The organism is Escherichia sp. KTE172, from assembly GCF_000408845.1.
Classification (GTDB): domain Bacteria; phylum Pseudomonadota; class Gammaproteobacteria; order Enterobacterales; family Enterobacteriaceae; genus Escherichia; species Escherichia coli.
The window spans coordinates 4,351,753-4,363,904 of record NZ_KE137316.1 but is presented as its reverse complement, the minus strand read 5'-3'; the positions used below and the strand labels follow the sequence as shown (position 1 = coordinate 4,363,904).

12 protein-coding genes and 1 other RNA gene are annotated in these 12,152 nt (G+C 49.7%); 9 read left to right on the top strand and 4 right to left on the bottom strand.

Going from position 1 to position 12,152, the window contains the following annotated elements; all coding sequences use genetic code 11:
• Nucleotides 1–18: 18 nt before the first annotated feature.
• A complete protein-coding gene (gene acrR, locus G434_RS03675; protein ID WP_000101736.1) occupies nt 19–666 on the bottom strand; it encodes a multidrug efflux transporter transcriptional repressor AcrR in 648 nt (215 codons plus the stop codon).
• A gap of 141 nt (nt 667–807) precedes the next feature.
• On the opposite strand from acrR, the gene acrA reads away from it, so the two are divergent.
• The 7 genes from acrA to pdeB all read left to right on the top strand — a co-directional run bounded on the left by acrA (nt 808) and on the right by pdeB (nt 9,360).
• Nucleotides 808–2,001 carry a multidrug efflux RND transporter periplasmic adaptor subunit AcrA gene (acrA, locus tag G434_RS03680; protein ID WP_001295833.1) on the top strand — a complete coding sequence of 398 codons (1,194 nt, stop codon included), beginning with the start codon at nt 808–810 and terminating at the stop codon, nt 1,999–2,001.
• 22 nt (nt 2,002–2,023) lie between these two features.
• Nucleotides 2,024–5,173, top strand: a complete 3,150-nt coding sequence (gene acrB, locus G434_RS03685; protein WP_001132480.1) for an efflux RND transporter permease AcrB — start codon at nt 2,024–2,026, stop codon at nt 5,171–5,173.
• A gap of 545 nt (nt 5,174–5,718) precedes the next feature.
• Nucleotides 5,719–6,093: an Hha toxicity modulator TomB gene (tomB, locus tag G434_RS03690; RefSeq protein WP_000344800.1), complete on the top strand. Its 375-nt coding sequence runs from the start codon at nt 5,719–5,721 to the stop codon at nt 6,091–6,093.
• A 25-nt stretch (nt 6,094–6,118) separates the two neighbouring features.
• A complete protein-coding gene (locus G434_RS03695) occupies nt 6,119–6,337 on the top strand; it encodes an HHA domain-containing protein (protein ID WP_001291435.1) in 219 nt (72 codons plus the stop codon).
• 171 nt (nt 6,338–6,508) lie between these two features.
• Nucleotides 6,509–7,060 (top strand): maltose O-acetyltransferase, encoded by a 552-nt coding sequence (maa, locus tag G434_RS03700; protein WP_000102559.1) that lies wholly within the window; start codon nt 6,509–6,511, stop codon nt 7,058–7,060.
• Nucleotides 7,061–7,175: 115 nt separating this feature from the next.
• Nucleotides 7,176–7,646: a YlaC family protein gene (locus G434_RS03705; RefSeq protein ID WP_000136192.1), complete on the top strand. Its 471-nt coding sequence runs from the start codon at nt 7,176–7,178 to the stop codon at nt 7,644–7,646.
• A 163-nt stretch (nt 7,647–7,809) separates the two neighbouring features.
• Nucleotides 7,810–9,360, top strand: coding sequence for a cyclic-guanylate-specific phosphodiesterase PdeB (gene pdeB, locus G434_RS03710; RefSeq protein ID WP_001389864.1), 1,551 nt, complete (start codon nt 7,810–7,812; stop codon nt 9,358–9,360).
• 41 nt (nt 9,361–9,401) lie between these two features.
• Here the strand turns inward: pdeB and G434_RS03715 are convergent, their stop codons facing one another.
• Nucleotides 9,402–9,755, bottom strand: a complete 354-nt coding sequence (locus G434_RS03715; RefSeq protein ID WP_000878140.1) for a DUF1428 domain-containing protein — start codon at nt 9,753–9,755, stop codon at nt 9,402–9,404.
• Nucleotides 9,756–9,874: 119 nt separating this feature from the next.
• An RNA gene (gene ffs, locus G434_RS28480) (signal recognition particle sRNA small type) lies at nt 9,875–9,971 on the bottom strand.
• A gap of 162 nt (nt 9,972–10,133) precedes the next feature.
• On the opposite strand from ffs, the gene G434_RS03720 reads away from it, so the two are divergent.
• Nucleotides 10,134–10,445: an MGMT family protein gene (locus G434_RS03720; protein WP_000409911.1), complete on the top strand. Its 312-nt coding sequence runs from the start codon at nt 10,134–10,136 to the stop codon at nt 10,443–10,445.
• Between the two features lie 30 nt (nt 10,446–10,475).
• Here the strand turns inward: G434_RS03720 and G434_RS03725 are convergent, their stop codons facing one another.
• Nucleotides 10,476–11,048, bottom strand: a complete 573-nt coding sequence (locus tag G434_RS03725) for a YbaY family lipoprotein (protein WP_000779826.1) — start codon at nt 11,046–11,048, stop codon at nt 10,476–10,478.
• A 217-nt stretch (nt 11,049–11,265) separates the two neighbouring features.
• Here G434_RS03725 and tesB point away from each other — a divergent pair, with 217 nt between their 5' ends.
• The gene (gene tesB, locus G434_RS03730; RefSeq protein ID WP_000075876.1) at nt 11,266–12,126 is read left to right on the top strand and encodes an acyl-CoA thioesterase II; all 861 of its coding nucleotides are present in this window, start codon (nt 11,266–11,268) and stop codon (nt 12,124–12,126) included.
• The last annotated feature ends 26 nt before the right edge of the window (nt 12,127–12,152 follow it).

Genomic DNA, 12,152 nt, shown 5'->3' with positions numbered 1-12,152 from the left:
CTGGAGTCAGATTCAGGGTTATTCGGTAATGGCAGGGTTACGAAGCGTGGGACACAGGAGATACATCTCCAGTAAGATGGCGACGTAATCGCGGGCTTCTTTTTTAAGATCAAAAGATTGCGGGGCAAAGAGCCAGTTTTCCATCAGGCCGGAAATATAGCCGCGCATAATAATTGCTGCCCGACGCGTCATTAAATCCGCAGGCAACATTTTCGCTTCAATACAATGTTTTAACGTTTGTTCTATACGGTCATAACTTTCCAGACAGAGATTACGTTGTGCCTGTTGCACAACAGCCATTTCTCCGACAAATTCGCATTTGTGGAATATAATCTCCATCAATAATCGACGCCGTTCTTCTGTCACCGTGGATTCAAGAACATGAATTAATATCTCTCTTAATACTGAGAGTGGATCGCCAGGGAATTTTGCCTGATACTCAAGCTCTAGTTCACCAATATTGGATTCTGACAGTTCCCAGATCTCACTGAACAAATCCGACTTGTCTTTAAAATGCCAGTAGATTGCACCGCGCGTAACGCCAGCTGCTTTTGCAATCTCGCCCAGCGAGGTGGATGATACCCCCTGCTGTGAGAAAAGACGTAGAGCCACATCGAGGATGTGTTGGCGCGTTTCTTGCGCTTCTTGTTTGGTTTTTCGTGCCATATGTTCGTGAATTTACAGGCGTTAGATTTACATACATTTGTGAATGTATGTACCATAGCACGACGATAATATAAACGCAGCAATGGGTTTATTAACTTTTGACCATTGACCAATTTGAAATCGGACACTCGAGGTTTACATATGAACAAAAACAGAGGGTTTACGCCTCTGGCGGTCGTTCTGATGCTCTCAGGCAGCTTAGCCCTAACAGGATGTGACGACAAACAGGCCCAACAAGGTGGCCAGCAGATGCCCGCCGTTGGCGTAGTAACAGTCAAAACTGAACCTCTGCAGATCACAACCGAGCTTCCGGGTCGCACCAGTGCCTACCGGATCGCAGAAGTTCGTCCTCAAGTTAGCGGGATTATCCTGAAGCGTAATTTCAAAGAAGGTAGCGACATCGAAGCAGGTGTCTCTCTCTATCAGATTGATCCTGCGACCTATCAGGCGGCATACGACAGCGCGAAAGGCGATCTGGCGAAAGCCCAGGCTGCAGCCAATATCGCGCAATTGACGGTGAATCGTTATCAGAAATTGCTCGGTACTCAGTACATCAGTAAGCAAGAGTACGATCAGGCTCTGGCTGATGCGCAACAGGCAAATGCTGCGGTAACTGCGGCGAAAGCTGCCGTTGAAACTGCGCGGATCAATCTGGCTTACACCAAAGTTACCTCTCCGATTAGCGGTCGCATTGGTAAGTCGAACGTGACGGAAGGCGCATTGGTACAGAACGGTCAGGCGACTGCGCTGGCAACCGTGCAGCAACTTGATCCGATCTACGTTGATGTGACCCAGTCCAGCAACGACTTCCTGCGCCTGAAACAGGAACTGGCAAATGGCACGCTGAAACAAGAGAACGGCAAAGCCAAAGTGTCGCTGATCACCAGTGACGGCATTAAGTTCCCGCAGGACGGTACGCTGGAATTCTCTGACGTTACCGTTGATCAGACCACCGGGTCTATCACCCTACGCGCTATCTTCCCGAACCCGGATCACACTCTGCTGCCGGGTATGTTCGTACGTGCACGTCTGGAAGAAGGGCTTAATCCAAACGCTATTTTAGTCCCGCAACAGGGCGTAACCCGTACGCCGCGTGGCGATGCCACCGTACTGGTGGTTGGCGCGGATGACAAAGTGGAAACCCGTCCGATCGTTGCAAGCCAGGCTATTGGCGATAAGTGGCTGGTGACAGAAGGTCTGAAAGCAGGCGATCGCGTAGTAATAAGTGGGCTGCAGAAAGTGCGTCCTGGTGTCCAGGTAAAAGCACAAGAAGTTACCGCTGATAATAACCAGCAAGCCGCAAGCGGTGCTCAGCCTGAACAGTCCAAGTCTTAACTTAAACAGGAGCCGTTAAGACATGCCTAATTTCTTTATCGATCGCCCGATTTTTGCGTGGGTGATCGCCATTATCATCATGTTGGCAGGGGGGCTGGCGATCCTCAAACTGCCGGTGGCGCAATATCCTACGATTGCACCGCCGGCAGTAACGATCTCCGCCTCCTACCCCGGCGCTGATGCGAAAACAGTGCAGGACACGGTGACACAGGTTATCGAACAGAATATGAACGGTATCGATAACCTGATGTACATGTCCTCTAACAGTGACTCCACGGGTACCGTGCAGATCACCCTGACCTTTGAGTCTGGTACTGATGCGGATATCGCGCAGGTTCAGGTGCAGAACAAACTGCAGCTGGCGATGCCGTTGCTGCCGCAAGAAGTTCAGCAGCAAGGGGTGAGCGTTGAGAAATCATCCAGCAGCTTCCTGATGGTTGTCGGCGTTATCAACACCGATGGCACCATGACGCAGGAGGATATCTCTGACTACGTAGCGGCAAATATGAAAGATGCCATCAGCCGTACGTCGGGCGTGGGTGACGTTCAGTTGTTCGGTTCACAGTACGCGATGCGTATCTGGATGAACCCGAATGAACTAAACAAATTCCAGCTAACACCGGTTGATGTCATTACCGCCATCAAAGCGCAGAACGCCCAGGTTGCAGCTGGTCAGCTCGGTGGTACGCCGCCGGTGAAAGGCCAACAGCTTAACGCCTCTATTATTGCTCAGACGCGTCTGACCTCTACTGAAGAGTTTGGCAAAATCCTGCTGAAAGTGAATCAGGATGGTTCCCGCGTGCTGCTGCGTGATGTGGCGAAAATTGAGCTGGGTGGTGAGAACTACGACATCATCGCAGAGTTTAACGGCCAACCGGCTTCCGGTCTGGGGATCAAGCTGGCGACCGGTGCAAACGCGCTGGATACCGCTGCGGCAATCCGTGCTGAACTGGCGAAGATGGAACCGTTCTTCCCGTCGGGTCTGAAAATTGTTTACCCGTACGACACCACGCCGTTCGTGAAAATCTCTATTCACGAAGTGGTTAAAACGCTGGTCGAAGCGATCATCCTCGTGTTCCTGGTTATGTATCTGTTCCTGCAGAACTTCCGCGCGACGTTGATTCCGACCATTGCCGTACCGGTGGTATTGCTGGGGACCTTTGCCGTCCTTGCCGCCTTTGGCTTCTCGATAAACACGCTAACAATGTTCGGGATGGTGCTCGCCATCGGCCTGTTGGTGGATGACGCCATCGTTGTGGTAGAAAACGTTGAGCGTGTTATGGCGGAAGAAGGTTTGCCGCCAAAAGAAGCCACCCGTAAGTCGATGGGGCAGATTCAGGGCGCTCTGGTCGGTATCGCGATGGTACTGTCGGCGGTATTCGTACCGATGGCCTTCTTTGGCGGTTCTACTGGTGCTATCTATCGTCAGTTCTCTATTACCATTGTTTCAGCAATGGCGCTGTCGGTACTGGTGGCGTTGATTCTGACCCCGGCTCTTTGTGCCACCATGCTGAAACCGATTGCCAAAGGCGATCACGGGGAAGGTAAAAAAGGCTTCTTCGGCTGGTTTAACCGCATGTTCGAGAAGAGCACGCACCACTACACCGACAGCGTAGGCGGTATTCTGCGCAGTACAGGGCGTTACCTGGTGCTGTATCTGATCATCGTGGTCGGCATGGCCTATCTGTTCGTGCGTCTGCCAAGCTCCTTCTTGCCAGATGAAGACCAGGGCGTATTTATGACCATGGTTCAGCTGCCAGCAGGTGCAACGCAGGAACGTACGCAGAAAGTGCTCAATGAGGTAACGAATTACTATCTGACCAAAGAAAAGAACAACGTTGAGTCGGTGTTCGCCGTTAACGGCTTCGGCTTTGCGGGACGTGGTCAGAATACCGGTATTGCGTTCGTTTCCTTGAAGGACTGGGCCGATCGTCCGGGTGAAGAAAACAAAGTTGAAGCGATTACCATGCGTGCAACACGCGCTTTCTCGCAAATCAAAGATGCGATGGTTTTCGCCTTTAACCTGCCCGCAATCGTGGAACTGGGTACTGCAACCGGCTTTGACTTTGAGCTGATTGACCAGGCTGGCCTTGGTCACGAAAAACTGACTCAGGCGCGTAACCAGCTGCTTGCAGAAGCAGCGAAGCACCCTGATATGTTGACCAGCGTACGTCCAAACGGTCTGGAAGATACCCCGCAGTTTAAGATTGATATCGACCAGGAAAAAGCGCAGGCGCTGGGTGTTTCTATCAACGACATTAACACCACTCTGGGCGCTGCATGGGGCGGTAGCTATGTGAACGACTTTATCGACCGCGGTCGTGTGAAGAAAGTTTACGTCATGTCAGAAGCGAAATACCGTATGCTGCCGGATGATATCGGCGACTGGTATGTTCGTGCTGCTGATGGTCAGATGGTGCCGTTCTCGGCGTTCTCCTCTTCTCGTTGGGAGTACGGTTCGCCGCGTCTGGAACGTTACAACGGCCTGCCATCCATGGAAATCTTAGGCCAGGCGGCACCGGGTAAAAGTACCGGTGAAGCAATGGAGCTGATGGAACAACTGGCGAGCAAACTGCCTACCGGTGTTGGCTATGACTGGACGGGGATGTCCTATCAGGAACGTCTCTCCGGCAACCAGGCACCTTCACTGTACGCGATTTCGTTGATTGTCGTGTTCCTGTGTCTGGCGGCGCTGTATGAAAGCTGGTCGATTCCGTTCTCCGTTATGCTGGTCGTTCCGCTGGGGGTTATCGGTGCGTTGCTGGCTGCCACCTTCCGTGGCCTGACCAATGACGTTTACTTCCAGGTAGGCCTGCTCACAACCATTGGGTTGTCGGCGAAGAACGCGATACTTATCGTCGAATTCGCCAAAGACTTGATGGATAAAGAAGGTAAAGGTCTGATTGAAGCGACGCTTGATGCGGTGCGGATGCGTTTACGTCCGATCCTGATGACCTCGCTGGCGTTTATCCTCGGCGTTATGCCGCTGGTTATCAGTACTGGTGCTGGTTCCGGCGCGCAGAACGCAGTAGGTACCGGTGTAATGGGCGGGATGGTGACCGCAACGGTACTGGCAATCTTCTTCGTTCCGGTATTCTTTGTGGTGGTTCGCCGCCGCTTTAGCCGCAAGAATGAAGATATCGAGCACAGCCATACTGTCGATCATCATTGATACAACGTGTAATCACTAAGGCCGCGCAAGCGGCCTTTTTTATGCATAACCGACGAACATTAAGGAGTCATTGAACCACCAACTCAGGATCTCATACGAAAACCAGTATTAAACACGTATAAAATTCATAAAAAATACTGATTGTTAGTTAATTTATATTAAGTAGCGCTAATAGATTTAATAATCCATAATCATTTAGAGGCTATTCTTAATTATTTGCGGTAATTCTTTATTCATTCCTCGGTTATTACGTCATATTCAGAGCAATCCTGGTATTAGTGTTACCAATTTCATCTGGCGATAATCCTGAAATGTTATGAACAGTTCGAGCAAACTGCTTTTACCTGCTGCGGGTTAGTGCTAGTATGAAAAAGTAAGTCCTGTCCCGCTTCCTTCCTAATTGTAATTTTTCGTAATAATGCGATGAAAACCTGCAAAGAGTGGCTTATAGTTAAGCTAACAAACGAGAGGGCAAGTCCAGGTCAGTAAGTTTTTTCCATCCCGAAAGGTGTCCGTTAGTTCAACCACTAAGAAGGGGACGCGTTATGGATGAATACTCACCCAAAAGACATGATATCGCACAGCTTAAGTTTCTCTGTGAAACCCTGTATCATGACTGTCTTGCAAACCTTGAAGAAAGCAATCATGGCTGGGTTAACGACCCAACCTCGGCGATCAACCTCCAGTTGAATGAACTGATTGAGCATATTGCGACCTTCGCACTTAATTACAAAATTAAGTATAATGAAGACAATAAGCTCATTGAGCAGATCGACGAATATCTGGATGACACCTTTATGTTGTTCAGCAGTTATGGTATTAATATGCAGGATCTTCAGAAATGGCGGAAGTCAGGTAATCGACTATTCCGTTGTTTTGTCAATGCGACGAAAGAGAATCCTGCGAGTTTATCTTGTTAGAATTATTACAACCATGGGTAGAAGTATGTCCGAAAAACCTTTAACAAAAACCGATTATTTAATGCGTTTACGTCGTTGCCAGACAATTGACACGCTGGAGCGTGTTATCGAGAAAAATAAATACGAATTATCAGATAATGAACTGGCGGTATTTTACTCAGCCGCAGATCACCGCCTCGCCGAATTGACCATGAATAAACTGTACGACAAGATCCCTTCCTCAGTATGGAAATTTATTCGCTAATAAATAATTCGCTTTCGGAGCTATAACCGGCTGTTTATTAAGAATTTTATACTTTTTCGCCATGAAGACGTACCCTATGTGATCTTTATCACACAGATGTAATGGGAACGTTCTCTTCACTGACTTTTCGTCTTACTGTGTTGCCGCATTTTCAGCAACCGGAGGTCAGTAATGAGCACAGAAAAAGAAAAGATGATTGCTGGTGAGTTGTATCGCTCGGCAGATGAGACGTTATCTCGCGATCGCCTGCGCGCTCGTCAGCTTATTCACCGATACAATCATTCCCTGGCGGAAGAGCACACATTACGCCAGCAAATTCTCGCTGATTTATTCGGTCAGGTGACAGAGGCTTATATTGAGCCAACGTTTCGCTGTGATTATGGCTATAATATTTTTCTCGGCAATAATTTTTTCGCCAACTTCGATTGCGTGATGCTTGATGTCTGCCCTATTCGCATCGGTGATAACTGTATGTTGGCACCAGGCGTTCATATCTACACGGCAACACATCCCATCGACCCTGTAGCACGTAATAGCGGTGCTGAACTGGGGATACCCGTCACCATCGGTAATAACGTCTGGATTGGCGGACGCGCGGTCATTAACCCTGGTGTGACCATTGGTGATAACGTCGTGGTAGCCTCAGGTGCAGTTGTCACAAAAGATGTCCCGGACAACGTTGTCGTGGGCGGTAATCCAGCCAGAATAATTAAAAAATTGTAATATGTTTTTCGCAACTGTTATGCAAAATTGTGGTAAATCTGTTACTTCCCCTCTACTATTCCCACGTTAAAATAGGGTGTTCCCTGGAAAGTTGCAGATACCACGAAGGCAAACGATGACCGAAATACAACGCCTGCTGACCGAAACAATTGAGTCTCTAAATACCCGCGAAAAACGCGACAACAAACCCCGCTTTAGTATCAGTTTTATCCGTAAACATCCGGGGCTGTTTATCGGTATGTACGTTGCTTTTTTTGCCACCCTGGCAGTGATGTTGCAGTCCGAAACGCTGTCAGGCTCTGTCTGGCTACTGGTTGTATTATTTATCCTGCTTAATGGTTTCTTCTTTTTCGATGTCTACCCACGCTACCGCTATGAAGATATCGACGTGCTGGATTTCCGCGTTTGCTATAACGGCGAATGGTACAACACGCGCTTTGTACCTGCCGCGCTGGTTGAAGCCATCTTGAACTCTCCGCGTGTCGCGGATGTTCATAAAGAACAACTGCAAAAAATGATCGTCCGTAAAGGTGAACTGTCTTTTTACGATATTTTTACCCTCGCTCGCGCCGAATCAACATCTTAAGTTAGGGTTACATACCAGGCGTAAAGCTCTGCGCCTGGTCAAATGACAACGTTCGTTTCCACCCATCCCTTCATGAAATCCCGGCTCTACCTCCTTATCTCCTGCCAGCCTTTTTCCACAATCAGATATACTTTCCCTACACTGTGTTAATAAGGATATGCTGGTGAGAACACGACATCTGGTCGGCCTTATTTCGGGAGTACTGATTCTTTCAGTATTGCTGCCTGTCGGCTTAAGCATCTGGCTGGCCCATCAGCAGGTAGAAACATCATTTATTGAAGAGCTGAATACGTATTCCTCCCGCGTCGCTATTCGGGCCAATAAGGTGGCGACACAAGGGAAAGATGCGCTGCAAGAGCTGGAAAGATGGCAAGGCGCTACCTGTAGCGAAGCCCATCTCATGGAAATGCGTCGGGTATCTTACAGTTATCGCTATATTCAGGAAGTGGTTTATATCGATAACAACGTTCCCCAGTGTTCGTCTCTGGAGCATGAAAGCCCGCCCGATACCTTCCCCGAGCCAGGTAAAATTTCGAAAGATGGTTATCGTGTCTGGTTAACATCGCATAACGATTTAGGCATTATCCGTTACATGGTTGCCATGGGAACGGCACATTATGTCGTCATGATCGACCCCGCTTCCTTTATTGATGTCATTCCCTATAGCTCATGGCAAATTGATGCCGCCATTATTGGCAATGCCCATAACGTTGTGATAACCAGCAGCGATGAAATTGCTCAGGGAATTATTACCAGACTACAAAAAACACCCGGTGAGCATATCGAAAATAATGGAATCATTTACGATATCCTGCCCTTCCCGGAAATGAATATTTCGATCATCACCTGGGCTTCAACGAAAATGTTGCAGAAAGGCTGGCATCGGCAAGTCTTTATTTGGTTACCGCTCGGGTTGGTGATTGGCCTGCTGGCAGCGATGTTTGTGCTGCGTATTTTGCGCCGTATCCAGTCACCGCATCATCGGCTGCAGGATGCTATCGAAAATCGTGATATTTGCGTGCACTATCAGCCGATTGTCTCCTTAGCCAATGGCAAAATTGTCGGTGCTGAGGCACTGGCGCGCTGGCCGCAGACAGACGGTAGTTGGTTGTCACCAGATAGTTTTATTCCACTGGCACAGCAAACGGGCCTTTCTGAGCCGTTGACGCTACTGATTATAAGAAGCGTCTTCGAAGATATGGGCGACTGGCTGCGTCAGCATCCGCAGCAGCATATTTCGATCAATCTTGAATCCACCGTGCTCACCTCGGAAAAAATCCCGCAATTGCTGCGTGAAATGATCAATCACTATCAGGTTAATCCCAGACAGATCGCGCTTGAACTCACTGAACGCGAGTTTGCCGATCCGAAAACCAGCGCCCCGATAATTTCTCGCTACCGGGAGGCGGGCCATGAAATTTATCTCGATGATTTTGGTACGGGGTATTCAAGTTTAAGTTATTTACAGGATCTGGATGTCGACATTCTGAAGATCGATAAATCTTTCGTTGATGCGCTGGAATATAAAAATGTCACGCCGCATATCATCGAAATGGCAAAAACACTGAAACTGAAAATGGTAGCGGAGGGAATCGAAACCAGTAAACAAGAAGAGTGGTTACGCCAGCATGGCGTGCACTACGGTCAGGGCTGGCTCTACAGCAAGGCATTACCGAAAGAAGATTTCTTACGCTGGGCCGAGCAACATTTGTGAATTGTAGGGCTGACGGCACGCCGCACAGCCCGTCACGCTACCTATTCGTCGATGATTGACTCGAATCCGCCATAGATCATTCGCTTACCATCAAACGGCATGGACTCGCCGAACTCTTTCATCCGTGGGTCCGACATCATCTTTTGATTAGCAGCGTCGCGGACCTCTTTTGAAGGGTATTCAATCCAGCTAAAGACAACCTCTTCATTCTCTTCAGCTTTTACCGCCATACGAAAATCGGTCACTTTGCCATCCGGTACATCGCTGGCCCAGCATTCGACAATACGAAGCGCGCCAAACTCTTTAAACAATGGCGCAGCCTTAGCAGCCATTTCCCGATAGGCATCCTTTTTATCGGCAGGAACGGCAACCACAAAACCATCAACATACTTCATCAGACATACCTCCGAAGCGTACTGCGCAGCCAGACAATTCTTGCGACGTCAGTTGTGGTTAAAGTTTAGCCATATTGGGATTTTTTGACGAAACGGGGGGAGGCAGAAATGGGTGGGGGCCCTGCCAGCTACATCCCGGCACACGCGTCATCTGCCTTGGCTGCTTCCTTCCGGACCTGACCTGGTAAACAGAGTAGCGTTGCGGGAGAACCAACAGAGCCCCCATTGAGAGCGTTGAGAACCAACGCGCAGGCGCATTATCACTGCTGCCCCGGCTAATTGCAACCCATTGCGTACCGGATGCTGGTTTCTTGCGCAATGCGACTTCACTCGGGCGTTTTTCCAGATTATGCTGAAAAATTACCTCAGGAAGAAAAGATGGAAAAAGAAGATTCATTTCCCCAACGCGTCTGGCAAATCGTCGCCGCTATTCCCGAAGGCTATGTCACCACTTACGGTGATGTGGCGAAACTGGCAGGATCGCCCCGCGCCGCGCGCCAGGTGGGCGGTGTGTTAAAGCGTCTCCCTGAAGGCAGCACCTTGCCCTGGCATCGGGTGGTTAATCGCCACGGCACAATTTCGCTAACCGGACCGGATTTACAGCGTCAACGACAGGCATTACTGGCAGAAGGTGTGATGGTATCGGGAAGCGGGCAAATCGACTTGCAGCGTTATCGCTGGAACTACTAACCCTCTCCGGGCGGAGAGGGTTAACTGCGCTTAATATTGCGTAGGAGCTGGAACTGCCGAAGACGGATTCACCTGAGTTGGTGAAGTCGAAGGTACAGTAGTCGTTGCGCCACCGCTGGCCTGAACCGGCACGGCGGTTTGCTGCACCGGCACCAATGTCAGGTCGGCTTTAGTTCCGCCCTTGTTGATCACCGGCTGAACGGTATCGGTAATAAATACCAGTTTGTCATTCACGGTAATCGCCGCACTCAACAGAATACGCGCATTCGGCTGAACATCTGCCGGGTTAAATGGCAGAACAAAGCTGAATGGTGACTGTTTGCCTTCGGTACGCACCGCTTTCTGCGCCAGTACTTTTGACGGTGCATCGGCTAACGACGCGTCAGAAAGTGTCACGGTCAGCACAGCATCAGGCGGCAGTGCGACTTTCTGACGGATCCAGACGGTACCGGAGACATTCGGTTGCTGGATAGCAGGTTGTTGTGTTGCTGAAATAGACGTATTTGCAGCCGGTGCTGGCGTCTGAATATCCGCGCTTTTATCTGCGCAAGCCGCCAACGCAATCGCAACCGCTAAACCACTGGCCATGTGCACGAGTTTCATTCACTTCTCCTTATTATCAATGCACCAGCGGGCTAACTTTCCTCGCCGGAAGAGTGGTTAACAAAATAGTAACGTCAACAAGTGTGGCACACATCACGCATTTCTGCCTGTAATTAGCCCGTAATTCAGACCATTGCACCCATCGGACCAGTGGCAAATTTGCGTTATACTCAACTCACTTTGGCTTGCTGCGGCAGCTTTGTTACTGGAGAGTTATATGAGTCAGGCGCTAAAAAATTTACTGACATTGTTAAATCTGGAAAAAATTGAGGAAGGACTCTTTCGCGGCCAGAGTGAAGATTTAGGTTTACGCCAGGTGTTTGGCGGCCAGGTCGTGGGTCAGGCCTTGTATGCTGCAAAAGAGACCGTCCCTGAAGAGCGGCTGGTACATTCGTTTCACAGCTACTTTCTTCGCCCAGGCGATAGTAAGAAACCGATTATTTATGATGTCGAAACGCTGCGTGACGGTAACAGCTTCAGCGCCCGCCGGGTTGCTGCTATTCAAAACGGCAAACCGATTTTTTATATGACTGCCTCTTTCCAGGCACCAGAAGCGGGTTTCGAACATCAAAAAACAATGCCGTCCGCGCCAGCGCCTGATGGCCTGCCTTCGGAAACGCAAATCGCCCAATCGCTGGCGCACCTGCTGCCGCCAGTGCTGAAAGATAAATTCATCTGCGATCGTCCGCTTGAAGTCCGTCCGGTGGAGTTTCATAACCCACTGAAAGGGCACGTCGCAGAACCGCATCGTCAGGTGTGGATCCGCGCAAATGGTAGCGTGCCGGATGATCTGCGCGTTCATCAGTATCTGCTCGGTTACGCTTCTGATCTTAACTTCCTGCCGGTAGCTCTACAGCCGCACGGCATCGGTTTTCTCGAACCGGGGATTCAGATTGCCACCATTGACCATTCCATGTGGTTCCATCGCCCGTTTAATTTGAATGAATGGCTGCTGTATAGCGTGGAGAGCACCTCGGCGTCCAGCGCACGCGGCTTTGTGCGCGGTGAGTTTTATACTCAGGACGGCGTGCTGGTTGCCTCGACCGTTCAGGAAGGGGTAATGCGTAATCACAATTAAAAAAATAGCCGGAGGTGAAAACCGTC